Below are 18,975 nucleotides of genomic sequence, written 5' to 3'. Positions count from 1 at the left end.
GATCTGGGGCTGCGGGCGGCGGCGCGCTCGGGGCGGCCGGCGTGCTCGGGGCGGCCGGCGTGCTCGGGGCGGCCGGCGTGCTCGGGGCGGCCGGCATCGGGGTGCCCGCGTTGTCCTGCGGGGTGGCGTGGTCGGTCATACGGACGCTCCCGGGCGGGCGAGGCGGTCGAGCTGCATGGTGAAGAGGGCGACGATCTTGTCCTTGGGCAGCGGCGCGACACCCTCGGCGTTTGCGACCACCAGGAGGTCGCCCTCGGCGGCCGAGCACTCCAGGTAGTCGATCGGCGCGGACGGCGGCGCAGGCATCAGGTAGCAGTGCGCCTCCGGGTGGCCCGGGATCTCCGGGCCGATCCGGAACAGGCCGGTGTCGCCGGTGAAGACCGCGGTGTACTCGTTGAGCTTCTGCACCTCCTGCTGGTTGAACTGGCGCAGCTTCAGGCCGATCACCAGGTCGTCCGCGCTGGTCCGGTACGTCCGCACACCGGTGGCCTTGACGTGCAGGCCCTCCCAGTAGGCGCGCAGCTTGTCGCGCTTGTCCTTGGGGATCTGCTGGAGTTGGTCGTCCAGTTCGGCGGACAGCTGCTCGGCGCCGATCTCGGCGTCGTTGCCGTAGCCGCCCTCGTCGGGGCCGAGCTCGTAGCCGGCCGGGACGGGCAGCAGCAGGTCGCGCAGCGAACCGAAGTGGTTGCCGTTGGACCTGGCGCCGAACGGCGTCGCGGTCGCGGTCGGGGCGGGCGCGGCGGACGGCCCGGCGGCGGTGGCCGGGGCGGGGTCGTCGTACTGGGTCTTGATGATGCCGATGCCGATGGCCACGCCGACCAGCGCCGCCGCGACCGTCGCGGCGCCCGCGCGGAGGAGGAAGCGGGAGGCCGGGCGGGGCACGGGCGGGGTGGCGGGCTGCTCGGCGGTGGGCAGCTCGCCGACGGGCAGCTCGTGCTCCAAGGCGGGCGCGGTCGGCGGAACGGTCGACGCGGTCGGCGGAACGGTCGACGTGGTGGGCGGAACGGCCGACGTGGTGGGCGGAACGGCCGACGTGGTGGGCGGAACGGCCGGCTGCTCGACCGCGGTCGGCGTCGGCTCGGGGGTCGGGGCCCCGGTCACGGTGCTGTCGCTCATACCAGCCGCTCCCACTGCTGCTTGGCGATGTCCTTCACGACATCGGGATTCACGGGCTTGGTGCCGAAGACCTCGACCTCCATCAGCACCGTGCCGCGCTGGGCGACGGCGTGCCCGTAGTAGTACTGGTCGGTGCTCTCGGCCCAGTGCGAGGGCTCGTCGTCCACCTGGTACCCGCCGTTGACGCCCTCGGCGAACGGCTGCTTGTAGTAGAAGGCCGAGCGTGACTTCGCCTCACTGGCGCGGTCCGGCGTGAACTGGATCAGCGACACGCGGTACTTGACGTCGTCCTTCTTCCAGTCGATCTCGACGGCGCGCCGGAACCCCCGCGAGTTCAGGTCCTTGAACTGGTGGATCGAGTCGCCGCTGCGGTCGGCGAGCTCGCCGACCGACAGCCAGCTCGGCTTGTCCGGGTACTCGCCCCAGGGGGTGCTGCCGTCCGGGGCGCTGATCAGCAGCTTGCGCAGGTCGCCGTCGATGGCCGGCGGCTTGGGCTGCTCGGCGGCGAAGGCGGTCGGGTCGACCACCTCGGCCGGGTAGGAGGGCCGCGCGACCTGGATCGGCGGCAGCGGCGTCTGCGGGCGCTGGGCCTGGATGGCGTAGCCCACGCCACCACCGCCCAGCACGCCCAGCACCAGGCCGCACACCGCCAGCAGCACCGGCCGGGGACGGCGCGGGGCGCGGGGCGCGCGCTCGGGCCCGGCCGACAGCACGTCGGGCGAGAAGGCGTCAGCCGGTTCGGCGGTGAACGCCTCGGCGGTGAACGGGATAGCGGGGGGCGCGGTTTCGGGCTGCGGAGGAACGGCCGGAACCGCCGGAACGGCGGGCCGAGACGCGTCGCCGGAGGACGGCTCCACGGATTCGGTGGTCACGAGGTGGCTCCAGAAGAGAAAGGGGTGACGTCGGGGGACGGGCGGCGGCGCGGGCTCAGCCGCCGGAGGCGAGCCACTCGCGCTGCCGCTTCATCAGGTCGCTCAGCAGCGCCTTGTCCGGCGTCCCCTTCACCTCGACGTCGATCGTGTACTGGACGTCGCCCTGGCTGGAGATACCGGTCATCGACCCGGTGTACGCCTGCTGCCTGGGCTTCTTCACGTAGCCGTGGGCGTTCGGGTCGCCGTCGATGTCGATCGGGTCCTGCGACTTCACCGTGTAGCCCTTGACGAACGCGGTCGCCATCGCGGTCGAGCCGAAGTGCAGCAGGGTGACGGTCACTTCGGCCTTGCCGTCGGCCGTGCGGTACATCCGGGAGGCGCCCTCCTTGTACCCGTACGAACCGAGGATGTCCATGATCCCGTCCTGCTTGCCGAACTGGTCGGCGACGTCGTCGTTGCTCATGGTCATCCCGTCCGCGGGCCCGTACGACTCGCCGCCGTCGGGGATCGGGAGCAGGAAGTAGCGCAGGTCGCCCTCGTGCTTGCCGCCGTCGACCGTGCCCTTGACGGTGCTGGCGGGCTTGGGCGTGGTCGGGACGGCGGTCGGCACCGGCACCGGCACCGGCACCGGCACCGGCACGGCGGTGGGCGTCGGGCTCGGGCTCGCAGCGGCGCTCACCGAGGCCGAGGCGGCGACGGTCGGCGCGGGCGCGGCGGCGGCCGGGCGGCCGTCCGGCTTGCCGACGGCGACGGTCACCGCGGCGCTGGCCGCCGTGACGGCGAGCAGCCCGGCGGTGGCCAGCGCGACGCCGACGGCGCGCGGCAGCCGGCGCGCGGGCGCGGCTCCCGGTACCGGTCCGGCGGCCGCTTCCACGGTCAACTCCTGGCCGGAAACGGCAGGTTGAGCGGCAGTCGGCTGCTCGGCGGCGGATTCGTTTTCGGGCGCGGACAAGGAACTCCCCCGGGGAAATGTGGAATGTCGCGCGCGCGGGCCTCTCGCGAACCGCCCCCCTGCGGCTCCAGACCGTCCGTCACGCGTCTCAGCAGGAATTATGAGAGTCCACTGAGAGCACTGCCAACAAAGTTAATCGCCGCACTCCCACCCAATGTTCGATGAATCGGACACGCCGTGATGCAAACGCAATGGGCGGACCGGCGCCGACCGCCGATCCGCCCATCCTGCTCTTTTGCTGTGCTCGCCCGTGACGGCCGAGCGGGGACGCCTCAGGAGACCGCGCGCTCCCACATCTCGGTGACCTTGCCGGACGCGTCGATCGCGACCTTGAAGTCGTTGTTCTGGCAGGGGTAGAAGCCCTTGTCGTTGTGCGGCGCGGCGATGCACTCGTTGATGTGCTTGACCAGGTCGTCCACGGTGACGTCCTTCGGCGGCTTCACCACCGAGCTCAGGTGCCCCTTGACGGTGGGCGCGAACGGCGCGGTCTTGTCGGCGCCGGTCGGCTCGAAGCCGACGTCGTTCACCCCGCAGACGTCCTTGGTGTCCTTGTAGGCCAGGGTCGTCGCAGTGGTGCCCTTGACCGGGACGATCCACTTCTGCCCGGCCGGCAGCGGGTCGTGGGTGCAGAAGCCCTCCGGCCCGTTGTCGGCGCCGCCGGACGGCTTGCCGGTGGGCGCCGGCTTCCCGGTCGGCGAGGCCGCACCGGTGGCCGCACCGGTGGCGGGCGCGGTGGCCGTGGGCGCCGTGGTGGCGGCCGCGCTGGAGTCGCCGCCCTTGGCCTGGTCGGACGAGTTGTCCGGCCCGCACGCGGCGAGCCCGAACGCGGCGGTCGCGACCAGGGCGGTGGCGAGCAGTCTCCTGGAGTGGAACATGATGACTAACCCCCGTGTGACACATGATCAGATATACGGTGCGGCGGACAGACTAGCGCCTCCCACCGTCAGCCCCCGCGCCCGGGCTCCCCTCACCGGCCCCAGGCCTTGCCGGGCACCCGGCAGGTCGGCCGCGGACGAGCAGTGGTTCGGGCGGGTCCCGACGGTGACGGGGGACGGCCACCGAGCGGGTCCGCCTGGGCACGCCGGTGACCTCGGTCAAGCCTCGTTCACCTATCGCAGCCTGACCTGCCAAACCGCTTGTCGGGAGCGTCCGAGTCCCGCTCTCAGATCGCGACGAGTCGGACGCGGGTGCCGCAGAGCTTGGCCATGTCGTCGGCCTGTCCACCGTCGTGAAGCGTCAGTACGCCCTGGTCCCGCGAGATCCATGCGGGCAGCAGCCGCCGAGCTCGGCCACGTGCTCACGGGATCAGTGCACGTCGCGGCAGTGCTCGGCAGCCCGGTGGCCACCCCCGGACGCGGTGGCCAGAGTCGCGAGGGCGGCGGCGGCCGCAGTGTCGGGGATGTTCGCCCGCTGCGCGAGGAATCGCACCCAGTGCGGCAGCAGCCGCTTGGCTCCGATGGTGGCCGGATGGTCGGGGATCCAGTCGTTGATCAGACCGAGTTGGTGCTCGATCCGATGTGGTGACACCGAGTCGGCGGTGTCGGGCAAGGCACCCTCCAGCCACTCGCCGACCAGCGCGCCCACGGCCTCCGGTTCGGGTTCCTCGCCGTGCTCGTGCCACAGCCAGGCGGAGAACGCGTCCACCGTCGGCGTGACGTCGATGTCCTGGTAGAGGTTGAGGGGCGTCGGCAGTGAGCTGCCGTGCCGCTGCAGGGCGTCGGACAGGTCGTGGATGCGCCGCAGGGCACGGAACCACTCGTCCCACACCGCCCGCGACTCCGTCCCATGGATGGTGATCTCACTCAGGTCCACCTCGATGAGGCAGCGCAGCGCTTCCGTGTCAGCCTTGTCGAGTGGTTGCGGGACGCAGTCGGCGGCCGCCGCGCCAACTGCGGTGCACCAGGCTGCGGCGGCCTGGTCCGCGTCGTCGAAGGTGCCGCCTCCGGCGAGCACGACGAAGCCGCAGGCGTCGACGTCGAAGAGGTAGACAGCCGGGTCGGCACCGTTCGGGTAGCTGGTGGCCGCGATGACGCCGATCCGTGAGCCGTACACGTCGCGCATCGTCCACACGTCTCCGGTCATCAGCGGCTTCGCTGCCGAGCCGAGCCAGTCCGGCCAGTGCTCCCCGGTGTCTGTGCCGTGCACGACCGGGTGCAGCCGGGACAGTGCCGCATCCGCCATGTGCGCGACCGCAGGTGAGCCGACCGAAGTCAGGCCGTGCAGGAGCAGGCAGGCAGCCCGGCCGCCGGGCGCCCCGTCGGCCAGCTGTTCCCGTGCCTCTCGCTCCGCCACGTCGATCAGTTCCTCGACCCAGTCGCCGAGGAAGAGGGAGTGCTCGTCCTGGACGGCCTTGTGGACGTGTGCTCCCAGCAGGTGAGCCGTCATGTCCTCCAGCTGACGCGGGCCCTGGGCGTCGAGCAACACCTCGGCCTCGTCGAGGAGCCCTTCGATGGACGGCCCGAACCAGTCGGGTCGTGCGGACCCCGCGCCCGCGAGCCGCTGCAGGAACGACAGGCCGGACGGGTGCCCGAAGGGGTTGCCGCTGTGGAGGTCCGAGAGGTCCAGCCGCTCGCGCGGGGTGGGGATGTTCTTCGGGGAAGCCGGGTTGCCCGAACGCTTCTTGTTGCCCTGCTGCTTCTTGGTGTTCGACCTGCGGTTGCGGGACACGGGTGACATGGCGGACCTTCGTGGAGAACAGACGACGGTGTACTGCGGGGCAGGCTATCGACATCGCCCTGGACGGTGGAGGCGGATCGGGAGTACTTCGCTCGACCGGGTTGATCGGTGCGGGGCTGTGCCGCAGCGCCGGGCGGAGAGCGGGCCGGCGGACCCGCAGCGGTACTCGCGCAGGTGCGGGAGGAAGTATCTCGCCGGGCGGCCCGTGGGGCAGCCGGGTGCGGTAGCGGCCACTGCGCGAGCTTGTTGGTCCACTACGCTACGCAGCGTGCTGATCCGGAGGTTCGGCCTGCCTCGATGATCGGGGCTCACGACGATCGCTCCCGTAGGGTCGGTGGCATGCGACTGAGTACGGTCATCCTCCCCATCCACCGGTGGAACGAGGGACAGAAGATCTGGCGGCGGGCCGAGGAGCTCGGGTTCCACGCCGCGTACACCTATGACCACCTCTCGTGGCGGTCCTTCCGGGAGGAGGCCTGGTTCGGGGCGATCCCGACCCTGACCGCCGCCGCCTGTGCGACCGAGCGGATCCGCCTCGGCACGCTGGTGACCTCGCCGAACTTCCGGCACCCGGTGACGCTGGCGAAGGAGCTGGTCACGCTGGACGATGTGTCCGGCGGGCGGCTGACGCTGGGGATCGGGGCCGGCGGGACGGGCTTCGACGCGACGGCGATGGGGCAGGAGGCGTGGTCGCCGAAGGAGCGGGCGGACCGGTTCGGGGAGTTCCTGCCGCTGCTCGACAAGCTGCTGCGCCAGGACGCGACGACCGAGACCGGCGCGTACTACTCGGCGGTCGAGGCGCGGAACATCCCCGGCTGCGTGCAGACGCCGCGGGTGCCGTTCTACGTGGCCGCGACCGGGCCGCGCGGGCTGCGGCTGGCGGCCGAGTACGGGCAGGGCTGGGTGACGTACGGCGACCCGCGCGGGCCCGCGGACGTGCCGGTCGAGCAGGCGCCAGAGGTGATCAAGAAGCAGATCGAGAAGCTGACCGTGGCCTGCGAGGCCACCGGCCGGGACGTGGCGACGCTGGAGAAGGTGCTGCTCCAGGGCTCGACGGCGGAGCAGCCGCTGCAGTCGCTGGACGCGTTCGTCGACTGGGCGGGCAGGTACCAGGAGCTGGGGATCACCGAGCTGGTGATCCACTGGCCGGTGCCGGACTCGGTCTTCGCCAACGACCTCGCCGTCTTCGAGAAGATCGCCACCGAGGGCCTCGCCCAGCTCGGCTGAGCGGGCTCCGCTGCGCTAGGGGTGCGGGCGGGTGCGCTGGGCCGGGAGCCTCGGCTCCGGCTCGGCGGGCCCGTCCGGGGCGCGGCGGGCGATCTCGGCGAGCGTCTGGAAGAGCACGTCGCCGAGCAGGACGGGCTCGCGCGTGGCGGCGCGGGCGACGGGAGGGGCGGTCGGGGGAGTCTCGTCTCGGAGCTGGCGAGTGGGCATGGCTCTTCCTGCCGACGGGGTGACCGTGGGCAGTTCTGCCCGCCGGACGGAAGCGGGACACTCCCACCGGGCGCGAATCGGCCGGAAACGGTGCCTGGAGGACCGAAGAGGGCCGATAAAGGGCTATAGCGGACCGATGGAAGGGCCGAGAAGGGACCGGCGCCCTCGGCGGTGACCGGACGGCGCCCATGGGCGAAGATGGACCGGTGACCGAACCCCGCATCCCCCGCCTCATCGCCACCGACCTGGACGGCACCCTGCTGTGCAGCGGCGGCACCGTCACCGAACGCACCGCCGCGGCGCTCGCGGCGGCGGAGGCGGTCGGGGTGCAGGTGGTGTTCGTCACCGGGCGGCCGCCGCGCTGGATGCAGCAGGTCAGCCCGCACATCGGCGGGCACGGGGTGGCGATCTGCTCCAACGGCGGCGCGATCGTCGACGTGCGGCGCGGTGAGCTGCTGGAGTCCTTCCCGCTGCCGGAGGAGACCGCGCTGGCCGTGGTCGGGATCCTGCGGGCCAAACTGCCCGGCACCGCGTTCGCCTTCGAGTACCCGGCCGGGTTCGCCCGCGAGCCCGGGTACGAGGTGCCGATGTGGGGCGAGGACGTGGACCACCCGATCGGCCCGGCGGAGGAGCTGCTGGGCACCGGCGGCCCGGTGCGCGGCCTGTTCAAGCTGCTCGCCAAGCACCCGGACCTCGACCCGGACAAGCTGCTGAGCGAGGCCCGGGAGGCGGCCGGGCACCTCGCCGAGATCACCCGCTCCGCGCCGATCCCGCTGCTGGAGATCAGCGCGCCCGGCGTCACCAAGGCCAGCGCGCTGGCCGGCTGGTGCGCCGGGCACGGGATCGACCGCAGCGAGGTGGTCGCGTTCGGCGACATGCCGAACGACCTGGAGATGCTGGCCTGGGCCGGCACCGCGTACGCCGTCGCCAACGCACACCCGCAGGTGCTGGCGGCGGTGCCGCTGCACACGGTGAGCAACGAGCAGGACGGCGTCGCGGCGGTGCTGGAGCAGCTCCTGCGACTCGGCTAGTCGAGCAACTCCCCTAGCCGAAGCGCCCGTTGACGTAGTCCGAGGTGCGCTGGTCGCGCGGGCTGCCGAAGATCTGCCCGGTCGGCCCGGCCTCGACGATCCGGCCCGGGGTGTCGTGGGTGGCCAGGAAGAACGCGCAGGTCTGCGAAACCCGCTGCGCCTGCTGCATGTTGTGCGTGACGATCACGATGGTGAGCCGTCCGCGCAGCTCGGCGATGGTCTCCTCGACACGCCGGGTGGAGGTCGGGTCGAGCGCCGAGCACGGCTCGTCCATCAGCAGGATGTCCGGCGAGACGGCCAACGACCGTGCGATGCACAGGCGTTGCTGCTGCCCGCCGGAGAGCGCGCCGCCCGGGGTGTGCAGCCGGGTGGCCACCTCGTCCCAGAGTCCGGCCCGGCGCAGGCTGGTCTCCACGAGGTGCCGGCGCTCCTCCTTGGACACCTTGATCCCGGCCAGCTTCAGCCCGCTGGAGACGTTGTCCTGGATGGACATCGCCGGGAACGGGTTGGGCCGCTGGAACACCATGCCGATCCGGCGCCGCACCTCGGCGGGGCGCCGGTCGAGGCGGTAGACGTCGTCGCCGTCCAGCAGCACCTCGCCGGCGAGCGCGGCGCCGCGCACCATCTCGTGCATCCGGTTGAGGATCCGCAGGTAGGTGGACTTGCCGCAGCCGGACGGGCCGATCAGCGCGGTGACCTCCCCGGCCGGCATCGCCAGCGAGACCCGCTCCAGCACCTTGCGCGCGCCGAACCAGGCGGAGACGTCCCGGGTCTCCAGCCCAGCAAGCGGGCCGTCGCCGGGTCGCGGGGCGGGCCGGGCCTGCGCGGAGACGGGCGGCAGGGTGAGGGTGTCCGCGGCCGGGTCGGTCCCATGAGGCGGAACGGGCGGCGCCCCCGCCGCGGCCGGAGCGGGCGGCGCCTGGAGCGGCGGGGTGTCGGTCATCGGTGCATCCGTCATCGGTACGGTCCTCCGGGCGCGCGTCAGTAGAGGTTGGGCAGCAGGGCGGCGGCGTTCTCGTAGACCGCCCAGAGCACCGCGCCGACAACCGGCGCGAGGCTCAGGTAGGCGGCCGAGCGGCGCCAGTACCGGGCCAGCAGCAGCGCGGCGACCACCGCGCCGAGCAGCCCGAGCGACCACAGCTGCAGCGTGGCCAGCGCGCCCTTGTCCGCGGCCAGCGCCTTGTCGTACGGGACGGTCGCGGGCCGGCCGCCGGGGTTCTGCTCCGGGTCGCCGTCCAGCCGGGCGCCGATCATCACGGTGGAGCCGGGGATCCAGTCGGAGTCGCCGGTGACCAGGACCAGCCGGTTGCGGGCCGGGTCCACGATCGGGTTGTCGCCGTCGCCGTACACGTTGACGGTGTAGGTGAACTTGCCCTGCCCGGTGGTGGTCTCGATCTTGTCGCCGGCCCGGAGCCTGGACAACTCGGCGAACGGCGCCCCGAAGGTGGCCCCGCGGCCGAACACCACCGCGACGCCGCCCTGGCCGGGCAGTGCGGTGTCCCGCCGGTGGCCGGGCCCGCGCATGAGGTCCCGGCCGGTGGTGCCCTCGACGACGACGGCCTGGTGCAGGCCGATCGCCGGGATGTCCAGCAGCGCCACCGGCTCCCCGTCCGGCGCGGGGCCGGTCGGGGCGACCGCCCGGGCCAGCTGGTCCCGGAAGGTCTTGTACGCGGTGGACTGGTAGTGCCGCTCCTGGACGTACGAGAGCGTGAACAGGTATCCGACGAAGCCCAGCACCAGCGCGGCCAGCAGGCTGACCGCCCAGGCGCCCTGGAGGAACCGCCGCCGCGCGGGCGTCACGGTCGCCTTCTCGGCCCGGACGGGCGGTGCGCTCGCGGGCGCCACCGGCCGCGCGGGGGCGGCCGGCGTCTCCAGCACCGGGGCCGTCACGACGTGCCGCCCGAGTTGCGGCGGCGCAGCAGCCGGCGGCCGAGCAGCGGCGGGACGAGGACGACGGCGAGCAGTTCCAGCGCGGTGAGCGTGCTCAGCATCCAGTCGTCGGGCTTGCCTGCCACGTCGACCACGTTCGCCGGGACGTCGCCGACGCCGCCGCCCCGGCCACGGGCGACCACCTGCCCGGTCTGCGGGTCGATCGCGTCGTCGGTGGGCTGGTCGCCCTGGGCCCCGCCGGCGGCGTTCGGGTCGACGGCCGCGCCGCCCTGGGCGCCCCCGTCACCGGCGCCGCCGGCCGCCGTACCGCCGGCCCCACCGGCGGTGCCGCCCGCGCCCGGGGTCTTGTTGCCGGTCTTGCCGCTGCCACCGGCACCGCCCGCACTGCCGGAGCCACCGGCCGCCCCGCCGCCGGTGCCGCCACCGCCCGAGCCGGAACCGGTCTTGACCGCCTCGCCGTTCTGCACGGTGCAGTCCAGCGGCGCGCCCTGCTTGTCGCACGGGCTCGGCTGCGGCGCGTTCTTGAGGACGGTCAGCTCACCGGCCGAGTTGAAGGTCGGGTTGGCGCAGTTGGAGAGGGTGTCCGGGTCGACCGGGCTGGCGTTGCCGGGGATGTTCCTGCCCTGCAGCAGCCCGCCGCGCACCAGGCCGCGCGGGATCGGCGAGTAGCCGAGGCCGTCCGCCTCGCCCTGGCCCTCGCAGAGCACGTAGGCGAGGAAGCGGCTGAGGGCGCCGCCCTTGTCGTTGCTGAACTTCGGCGGGACCGGCAGCGCCGCCCCGCCGCGCGGCACGATCACGTAGCTGTAGCTGGAGATCGGGTACGAGCGCGGGTCGTCCATGGTGTAGACGCCGTCGAGGTTCTGCTGGAGGTAGTTCGGGTCGGTCGACGGGGTGTTGTCGTCGACGCCGCGGATCTTGGCCGCCGTGAGTGCCACCGCGACGTTGGAGGCGGTCGGCAGCGAGTAGTAGCCGGCCTGGTTGAGCACCTTCACGACCGGCCAGTTGCTGCGCTTGGCGAAGGCGTACTCGTCGTAGCCGATGGTGCCGAGGCCGGACGAGGCCTTGATGTAGCCGGCGACGACGTCGGAGCCGTTCTGGGCGACCATCCGGCCGGCCGGCGGGAAGAACTCGGTGTAGTCACCGCAGCTCGTGCCGTTGACGGACTTGCAGTAGTCGTCCCACTGGGCCTGGTGGGTGTGCTCCATCCAGCGGGTGAACTGGGCGGTGGCGCCGGAGCCGTCGGAGCGGACCACCGGGGTGATCGGCAGGCTGGGCAGCGCCCGGCCGTAGTCGGCGGTGATCTTCGGATCGTTCCAGTTGGTGATCTTGTCGGTGAAGATGTCCACGATGGTCTGGGGCGAGAGCCGCAGGTCGCGGACCTGCTTGCCGCCGACCACCAGGTTGTACATGAAGGTCGTGCCACCGGCGGTGATCGGCACGTAGGAGAAGCCGTAGACCGGGTTCTCCCGCCCGCCCTGGCCGTTCCGGCGGCCCGCGTCGTTCACGCCGGTGTCGTCCGTGGAGCGGAACGGCACGTCCGAGGCGGTGAAGTCGTCCTGTCCGAGGGTCCAGGCGTTGCGGCCCGCCGCCGAGCCGACCGGGTTGAAGCTGATCTGGATGCCCTGCGGCCCGACGTCCTGCCGCCACTGGTCGATGGCCGGACCGGCCCAGCTGGAGCCGTCGGCGCTCAGTGCGACGGTCGCCGCGAACGCCGGCGTGCCCTGCCCCAGCAGCGAGGGGGCCGCGACCAGCAGCAGGGACAGCAGGACGGCGAGCACGCGGGCCACGGGGCGGCTTGCGGCCTCCCACGACATGAGAACTCCTCTGGTACGGAGGGCGGTTGGGTGAGACATCAGCTGCTCCCCGGCAGTGCGGCGGCCGGGTGGACGGCGGCCGGGTGGACGGCGGCCGGCGTCGCGGCGTGCGCGGCGGCCGGGTGCACGGCGGCCGACTGGACGGCGGTCGGCACGGTGGAGCGCGCGGAGGCCTCGGCCCGCCGCGCCTCCCGGTCGATCCGCCGCCGCTGGCGGCGCGTCAACTCGCCGGGGCGGCGCCCGCCGAGCACGCGCGCGGTGACGAACAGGACGAGCACCAGGACCATCAGGGTCAGGCCGGCGGCGAAGGCGCGCGCGATCATGTCGGGGTAGGGCTGCTTGACGTAGTTCCAGATGTACAGCGGCAGCGACACCTGGTGCTCGTGGAACGGGTCCGCGTTGAACTGCGAGGTGAAGCCCGAGGTCAGCAGCACCGGCGAGGTCTCGCCGATGCCGCGCGCCATGCCGAGCACGACCGCCGTCACGAGGCCAGGACGAGCGGTCGGCAGCACGACGTTCCACACCGTCCGCCACTGGCTGCCCCCGAGCGCGTACGAGGCCTCGCGCAGCGTCCCCGGCACCAGCCGGATGACCACCTCGGCGGCCCGGGTGACGATCGGCATCATCATCACGGTCAGGGCCAGCGAGGCGGCGAAGCCGCTCTTGTCGAAGCCGAGGGTGATGATCACGACGCCGAGCACGAACAGCCCGGCGACGATGGACGGAAGCGCGGTCATCGCCTCGACCAGGGTCCGCACCGGCCGGGCCATCCGGCCGCCGACCTCGGACATGAAGATCGCCGCGGCGATGCCCAGCGGCACCGCGAACAACGTGGCCAGGCCCAGCTGTTCGAGCGAGCCGACGATCGCGTTGAGCGCGCCGCCGGAGGTGATCGGGGACAGCGCGGCGGTCTGCTCCATCGACTCGGTGAAGAAGTTGAGATGCTGGGCCGCCTCGAAGCCGCGGCTCGCCACATATCCGATCTGGTCGGCGATCAGCGCGACCACCAGCAGCCCGGAGCTCCACGCGACCACCGACACCAGCCGGTCGCGCACCATGAGCCTGCCCCACTGGAGCCGGCCGAGCACGAAGTAGCCGGCCAGGAACAGGAGGTACCAGCAGACCAGGAAGCCGAACGCGCCGCTGAACGGCAGGATCCGCTCGTACAGCATCCAGTTCAGCGCGAGCGAGCCGACCAGCGAGCCGGCCACGGTGAACACGTCGTCGCGGGTGACGCCGCCGAGCCGCACCTTGATCTCGGGGCGCGGCGGTGCCGGGTCGGCGTCGGCCCCGGCAGGACCGGCCGGGCCTGCGGGCTCGGACGCGGCGACCGGCGGCAGGTCGAGCGTGGTCATCGGGTCGTCCCTTCCACGGGGTGGGTCATGTCGGTCCGCCGCCTCTACGGGGTGGGTCATGCCGGTGCGCCGCCTCAGTCCGCGGTGGAGGCGCCGGAGCGGGACCGGTTGATCACGAATCCGGCCGCCACGTTGACCAGCAGGGTCAGCGCGAACAGCACCAGGCCGGCCGCCATCAGCGCGGACAGCGAGAGCGCGTCCGACTCGCCGAAGCGCAGCGCGATCAGCGCCGAGATCGAGTTGGCGCCGTTCTCCAGGATGTGTGTGATGGTCTTGAAGTTCGGCGAGATGATCAACGCGACGGCGATCGTCTCGCCCATCGCACGCCCGAAGCCCAGCATGATCGCGCCGATCACGCCGCCCCGGCCGAACGGCAGCACCACCGTGCGCACCATCCCCCAGCGGGTCGAGCCGAGCGCGTAGGCGCCCTCCCGCTCGCCCTGCGGGGCCTGCGAGAACACCTCCCGGCTGAGCGAGGTGACGATCGGAATGATCATCAGCGAGACGACGACGCCCGCGATGAACGTGGACGAGGTGTAGGACGTCCCGATATCACCGGTGCGCACCTTGAGGAAGGGGATCGCGTCGCCGAAGTGGTTGGCCAGCCAGCGGACGAAGCCGATGATGCGCGGCTGGAGGAAGAAGAGCCCCCACAGGCCGTAGATGATGCTCGGGATCGCCGCCATCAGGTCGACCAGCGAGACCAGCGCGGCGCGCAGGCGCACGGGCGCGTACTCGGAGATGAAGATCGCGGTGGAGAGCGCGACCGGGACGGCGATCACCAGCGCGATGACGGCGATCAGCAGGCCGTTCGGCAGGACGGCGGCGATGCCGAAGTTGTGCGCGGCGGTCTGCCACTTCTCCTCGGTCAGGAACGACCAGCCGACCGACCGCAGCGCGTCCGTGCCCCGCAGGATCAGGAAGAACGCGATCAGCCCCATGATCGCGAAGACCGAGTACCCGGCGATCCGCAGCACCCCGCGGAACACCCGGTCCCCAGGGGTCGCGGGGGCGGTGATGATGCGCGGGACGTCCTTGTCGGGCCCTCGGTCGGGTTGGCCCGGCGCCCCGGCGTACGGTGCCGCGGGCTCGGCGGCGGCTGTCATGGTCTGCTCTCCTGTCTTCCTCTGCACGGGCGTTGGCTTCATCGACGGCCGGATCGGCGGGGCCGGAACGGCGGCCCCGCCGAGTCCTCGGCGATACGTCACTCCGTCAGGGGCGACGACGCACCCGCGCCCAGCCCTTCCGGGCGCCGGCCAGTGCCTTCTCTCCGGCGGGCGTCCCGCCCAGGATCAGCGCCCCCGGACCCCCGACCAGCAGCACCAGGCCGCCGATCAGCGCGATCGGCAGGAGTAGGCGGGCGGTGCCGGAACGGTCGGCCGCCGGTGTGCCCGCGGCCACCGGCGCGGCGGACAGCGACTTGCCGGGGCCGCTCGGGGTCGCCGAGGGCTTGGCCCCTGGCGCCGGAGCGGCGGGCGCGCCGGCACCGCCCGTCGCCGCACCGGAGCCGGTCAGGCCGCTGCCGGCACCGAGCCCGGTGCTGCCCGAGGAGCCGTCCCCGGTCCCGCCGGACGAACCGTTGGCACTGACCTGCGCGGCGGCCGGACCGGTGCCCGTGCCGCCGGACGCACCGCCGGCGGCGGTCGAACCGCCCCCGTCACCGGAACCGGCCGCGGGCGGGTTCGGCGGCGCCGCCTGGTTGCCGGGCAGCTTGCCGTCCTGCGACTCCAGGTGGCCGATGGCGTCCGCCGCCTGGGTCCGCTGGGCGGCGGTCAGGGCGAGGAAGCCGGGCGCGAGCCGGCCGGGCTCGTAGCCGTAGACCTGGCCGGTGGTGGTCACCGCGCGCATGAACTTCGCGATCGCCGCCGCCTTCGTGTCCTGGACGTCCTTGGTCGGGAGCATCGCGTACTGGACGGTGGTCAGCGGGTAGGCCTTCTGGTCACGGGAGAAGGCGGTGTCGGACGCGCCGTAGGGCATGGACTGCACGCCGGTGGACGGGTCGACGGTCATGTCGGCGACGGCGGCCTGGAAGCCGGGCGCGTCGGGCGGGACGAAACCGCCCGCCGGGTTGAGCAGCTGCGCCTCGGGGAGCGAGTACGCCTTCGCCTGAGCCGTGTCCATGATCGCGAACAGGGTCCGCCTGCCGGGCATGAGTGCCGGGCACTGATCGTGACTTCCGTCCGTGTTCCGTTGCGCATTGATGCAGTTGGGCCTGTTCTGAAGCACCTTGCGCGCCACGTCGACGAGTCCCGTCATGACCGGATTCCACTCGTACTGCTTCCAGCGGTCGAACGGATCCTCCTTGGCCTTCACAAGCCCGGAGGAGTCCTGCCGGCTGAAGGCGTCGACCGGGTACCCCGAGAAAGCCGGACGCAGGTAGAACGTGTCGACGTGCATCCCCCACGGATCCGGCTCACCGTCCAGGAACCGCACCGCGTCCGGATCCGAGGCGATCCACGACGTCAGCTGGTACGTCATGTCCGCCGTCGTACCGAGCACCGTCGGGCTGAAGTTGAAGTACGCGCAGAGCGTCGGCCAGGTGAGCTTGCTCTCCGACGGCACCGGGTTCAGCTTCACGAACTCCGGGTCGTCGAAGATACAGCCCGGATTGCCCGCCACCGAGGCGACCTGCGCAGAACCCTGCGGCGCGTAGGACTGCGTGAGCAGCTTGGCCATCAGCCGCGCATTCAGTCTCATGTCCCTGATCTGCCGACTCGACTTCGGGTCATCCACAAGGAACACCACGGAGATCCCCGATGTCGCCAGCGGCGCGTACACATACGGCCGCGGCGGCACCTGCGTGTCCGGCCGGGCGGTCAGCGCCATGTCCTTGCGCCCGGCCAGGAAGTCCGCCCGCGACTGGGAATCGCCGTTCGCGAAGCCGTACTGCAGCGATATCGGATCACTGCCCTGGCACAACCCGGCCTGCCACTGCTGCATCGCCCGCTTCGCCGGCTCAAGGCCGGCCGCCGTGAAGGCCGCCCGCCGGTCCGAGCAGGCCGCCGGCGTCGGCGCGAACTCCAGCGGCACGACAGCACGACGCTCCCAGGAGCACTGCTCGGACGTCTTGAACTTCGTCCACTTGTTGGTGTAGCCCTGAAGGACCTGGTCGGACGCCATGTCGAGAGCCTGATCCAGGCTGTGGTCGTCGCAGTTGACCACGCCCTTCCTCGTCGTGTCCGTGAAGGAAGCGGTGTCGCCACCGTAGTTGGGCTCGACCACCAGCGAACACGGGTGCTTGTCGTCACAGCCGAGGGAGGGGCTCTGGTCGGCCGTGTAGACCTCGATGTCCGCGAATCCCGAGCCGTTCCCGTCCGTGACCGCAATCGCCATGTTGGACGGGAAGTCCGGGAACGTCGTCCCCGCAGGCGGCGTCTTCTGCTGGAATCCCGCCGTCGGGTCGGCGTTGAACAAGGTGCTGTCGTAACAGTCGGTGATCTTGGGGTCTGTCCCCCTGCACTGATACACCCTGACCTGGTAGTACGGCTGGCGCACGGCTCGCTGCGGCCCGTTGTTCCACAGCCCTCCCATGGCGTCCGTCGACGGGGTGAATCCACTCCAGCTGACATGGACCACCTGGTCGACCAGGTTCTTCGTCTGCGCGACGGTGACCTTTCCCTCGGGGCCGTACTTCTTGTCCTTCGGGATCCAGACCTTGGGCCCCTTCGCCGTGACGGCGGAGTCGGTCGCCGCCACGGCCTGCGGCGCCGTGCCCAGACCGATCGGCGCCACCCCGATCGCCACGACCACCGACCACACCAACGCGGTCGCCGGCAGCCGGCGATGCCACCACCCCGGATGCCTCCGGTCGGGCAGTCGGACTCTCATGGCGGGCACCTCCGTGCGATTCCGCGCCGCCGCCGAAATGCGCGGCACAAGGGGGGAGCGGGCTGCGAGCGGGCAACGATTCCGGTACGCATCCATTCGGCCAGCCGCAGGTGGCCGGATCCGGTCGCCCGTGTGTACGAGGCCCCAACGCGGCAACTCCGTAGCGGAGTTGATCCCTCCATGCGGGTAGGCCCGCGCCTCTCGACACGGGCCTACGACTCAATCAGCCGACGGTACTCAGCCGTTGAAGGTGAGCGAGAAGGAGCCCACCGACTGACCGCCCGTGAAGAACGTGGTGCTCAGCTGGGTGTCGAGGAACTGGGCACCCGTGGGGTCGACCGTGAAGCCGGTCGCGGTCAGGGTCTGGGTGGTACCGCTCTGGGCGCTGCGCTCGATGCCCGCCGGCTTCAGCAGCGAGACCGGCGTGGTGGAGCCGTCCGGCACGCCGGTGAGCCGCCACTTGTCGGCGCTGAACGCGAGCTGCTTGAAGCACACGCTCCTGCCGGTCAGGACGTCGACGAACAGCAGGCTGCCGTCGAGCGTCACGTTGCCGTAGTAGCCGCGCAGGTTGACGCTGCCGCCCGTCACCGGGAGGGTCGTCGAGAGCCCCGTGGTGGTGTCGTAGGAAACGCCGGCGTTCGGCAGCGGAACGATCACCACGCCGTTGGTGGCCGCGGACTGCAGGAACGCGTTGCTCTCGACCACCACGGCGCTACCGGTGGGGGCAGTGGCGGTGGTGTCGGCCGCAGCCGCGCCGCTGAGGCCGGTCACGGCGAGAACGACCGCGACGCCGCCGGCGAGGAACCGGGCGGTAGTACGGGACATGCTGTCTCCTTGGGAGAGGAAGGTTTCGCTGCGAGGGTCCTGGTGACGGGCCGGCGGCCACGGGCGCGAGGCCCGTGGCCGCCGGATGGTGCGCGTGGCTCAGGTGGGGGTGGCTCAGGTGGGAGTGGCTCAGGTGAGGGTGGCGACACCGCAGGCCGGGGTGGCCAGGAAGCCGTAGCTCGCCAGGTCGTTGGCGGCGGCGGTGCTGGTGCAGATCCAGCCGCTGGAGCCGAAGATCGCCTGCAGCGCCTGGCCGTGCGGGTCGGTCGCGGTCCACTCGGCGTCGCGGACCACGTTGTAGACCACGCGGCCGAACTGGGAGTTGGCGAAGTTGGTGTCGATCACGTTGTTGGTGACCGGGGTCAGGACGGTGCCGTTCACCACGATGTTGCGCAGGGTCAGGTTGCCCGGCGCGTCGGTCGTGGTGGTGTGGCCACCGACGGTCTGGCCGAGGAAGTGGGCCACGGAGTAGGGGAAGACCACGTCGGGGTCGTTGAGACGCGAGTCGGTGCCCTCGTTCTCCTCCGGGCCACTGGCGACGCAGGAGCCCGGGGTGGCAACGCCGATCGCGCCCAGGAAGAACGCCCGCGTGCCGGAGTCGGCCTGCGGCAGGAACGGCTTGATGGTGTTGGCGGGCAGGCTCGGGTCGATCTGGTTCCAGGTGGTCGTCGTGCAGTTGTAGATCGCCGCCAGCTGGTCGGCGGTCAGCTGCGCCGGGGCGTCGCCGCCGGACTTGGCGGACCAGGTCACCGCGTCCTTGGCGAGCGCGACGAAGTCCAGGCCGTGCGCGTCGGTCGGCTGCGGGGCGCGCGAGGAGCGGGCGAAGTCCACGGTCGCGCTGGTGTTGGCGACCAGGGCCTTGATGCCGGCGCCGGAGCCGTTCGGGCGGGCGATCGGGGTGGCACCGGTCTTGGTGGTGATCGGCGAGGAGCCGGTCGCGTCCCAGCTGTACAGGCGCGGCGTGGTGGTGTCGGTGCCCGGGAGCGTCGCGTTGTAGTCGGCCGAGAACTGGTTCAGCAGGACCTGGGTGGTGTCCGAGCCGACGCCCACGATGTCCTGGGCGGCCGGGGTGACACCGGCGGCCGGGTCGGCCACGGCGGTGCCGCTGAAGACGGTGGCGACCGAGGTCGCCAGGGCGGCAACGGTGAGCAGCTTGGCAGCGGTCTTACGCATGTTCCTCTT

16 protein-coding genes are annotated in these 18,975 nt (G+C 72.0%); 2 read left to right on the top strand and 14 right to left on the bottom strand.

Translation table 11 applies throughout. From position 1 onward, the window contains the following. Positions 1-135: 135 nt before the first annotated feature. From KV557_RS33625 to KV557_RS33605, 5 genes are all read right to left on the bottom strand, one after another. Positions 136-1,116: a hypothetical protein gene (locus KV557_RS33625; protein WP_218205358.1), complete on the bottom strand. Its 981-nt coding sequence runs from the start codon at positions 1,114-1,116 to the stop codon at positions 136-138. After that, entirely contained in the window at positions 1,113-1,988 is an 876-nt protein-coding gene (locus tag KV557_RS33620) for a hypothetical protein (RefSeq protein WP_218205357.1), read from the bottom strand. The genes KV557_RS33625 and KV557_RS33620 overlap by 4 nt, the downstream gene beginning before the upstream one ends. Positions 1,989-2,043: 55 nt before the next feature. Beyond that, complete coding sequence (locus KV557_RS33615) at positions 2,044-2,862, bottom strand: hypothetical protein (protein WP_218205356.1); 819 nt, start codon at positions 2,860-2,862, stop codon at positions 2,044-2,046. A 350-nt stretch (positions 2,863-3,212) separates the two neighbouring features. After that, the gene (locus KV557_RS33610) at positions 3,213-3,815 is read right to left on the bottom strand and encodes a hypothetical protein (RefSeq protein WP_218205355.1); all 603 of its coding nucleotides are present in this window, start codon (positions 3,813-3,815) and stop codon (positions 3,213-3,215) included. A 430-nt stretch (positions 3,816-4,245) separates the two neighbouring features. Next, positions 4,246-5,616, bottom strand: coding sequence for a hypothetical protein (locus KV557_RS33605; RefSeq protein ID WP_218205354.1), 1,371 nt, complete (start codon positions 5,614-5,616; stop codon positions 4,246-4,248). Between the two features lie 339 nt (positions 5,617-5,955). Between KV557_RS33605 and KV557_RS33600 the strand changes: the two genes are divergently transcribed. Beyond that, a complete protein-coding gene (locus tag KV557_RS33600) occupies positions 5,956-6,843 on the top strand; it encodes an LLM class flavin-dependent oxidoreductase (protein ID WP_218205353.1) in 888 nt (295 codons plus the stop codon). A gap of 15 nt (positions 6,844-6,858) precedes the next feature. On the opposite strand, the gene KV557_RS33595 is transcribed toward KV557_RS33600, so the two are convergent. Then, on the bottom strand, positions 6,859-7,050 hold the full coding sequence (locus tag KV557_RS33595) for a hypothetical protein (RefSeq protein ID WP_218205352.1): 192 nt from the start codon (positions 7,048-7,050) through the stop codon (positions 6,859-6,861). A gap of 188 nt (positions 7,051-7,238) precedes the next feature. Between KV557_RS33595 and KV557_RS33590 the strand changes: the two genes are divergently transcribed. After that, complete coding sequence (locus KV557_RS33590; protein WP_218205351.1) at positions 7,239-8,081, top strand: HAD family hydrolase; 843 nt, start codon at positions 7,239-7,241, stop codon at positions 8,079-8,081. 13 nt (positions 8,082-8,094) lie between these two features. On the opposite strand, the gene KV557_RS33585 is transcribed toward KV557_RS33590, so the two are convergent. The 8 genes from KV557_RS33585 to KV557_RS44230 all read right to left on the bottom strand — a co-directional run bounded on the left by KV557_RS33585 (position 8,095) and on the right by KV557_RS44230 (position 18,966). Further along, positions 8,095-9,039, bottom strand: a complete 945-nt coding sequence (locus KV557_RS33585) for a phosphate ABC transporter ATP-binding protein (RefSeq protein ID WP_256178339.1) — start codon at positions 9,037-9,039, stop codon at positions 8,095-8,097. A gap of 23 nt (positions 9,040-9,062) precedes the next feature. Then, on the bottom strand, positions 9,063-9,971 hold the full coding sequence (locus KV557_RS33580; RefSeq protein ID WP_218205350.1) for a sortase: 909 nt from the start codon (positions 9,969-9,971) through the stop codon (positions 9,063-9,065). Then, positions 9,968-11,785, bottom strand: coding sequence for a substrate-binding domain-containing protein (locus KV557_RS33575; RefSeq protein ID WP_218205349.1), 1,818 nt, complete (start codon positions 11,783-11,785; stop codon positions 9,968-9,970). The genes KV557_RS33580 and KV557_RS33575 overlap by 4 nt, the downstream gene beginning before the upstream one ends. A 38-nt stretch (positions 11,786-11,823) precedes the next feature. Further along, positions 11,824-13,140, bottom strand: coding sequence for a phosphate ABC transporter permease PstA (gene pstA, locus KV557_RS33570; protein ID WP_218205348.1), 1,317 nt, complete (start codon positions 13,138-13,140; stop codon positions 11,824-11,826). A 74-nt stretch (positions 13,141-13,214) separates the two neighbouring features. After that, complete coding sequence (gene pstC / locus KV557_RS33565; RefSeq protein WP_218205347.1) at positions 13,215-14,246, bottom strand: phosphate ABC transporter permease subunit PstC; 1,032 nt, start codon at positions 14,244-14,246, stop codon at positions 13,215-13,217. Between the two features lie 106 nt (positions 14,247-14,352). Then, positions 14,353-16,968, bottom strand: coding sequence for a hypothetical protein (locus tag KV557_RS33560; protein WP_218205346.1), 2,616 nt, complete (start codon positions 16,966-16,968; stop codon positions 14,353-14,355). 237 nt (positions 16,969-17,205) lie between these two features. Then, on the bottom strand, positions 17,206-17,793 hold the full coding sequence (locus KV557_RS33555) for a hypothetical protein (protein WP_218205345.1): 588 nt from the start codon (positions 17,791-17,793) through the stop codon (positions 17,206-17,208). Positions 17,794-17,922: 129 nt separating this feature from the next. Next, positions 17,923-18,966, bottom strand: a complete 1,044-nt coding sequence (locus tag KV557_RS44230) for a PstS family phosphate ABC transporter substrate-binding protein (protein ID WP_218205344.1) — start codon at positions 18,964-18,966, stop codon at positions 17,923-17,925. Positions 18,967-18,975: the final 9 nt, after the last annotated feature.

This window comes from Kitasatospora aureofaciens (assembly GCF_019192735.1).
GTDB classification, from domain to species: domain Bacteria; phylum Actinomycetota; class Actinomycetes; order Streptomycetales; family Streptomycetaceae; genus Kitasatospora; species Kitasatospora aureofaciens_A.
The sequence above is the reverse complement of the archived record's forward strand: the minus strand, read 5'-3'. Positions and strand labels throughout refer to the sequence as shown.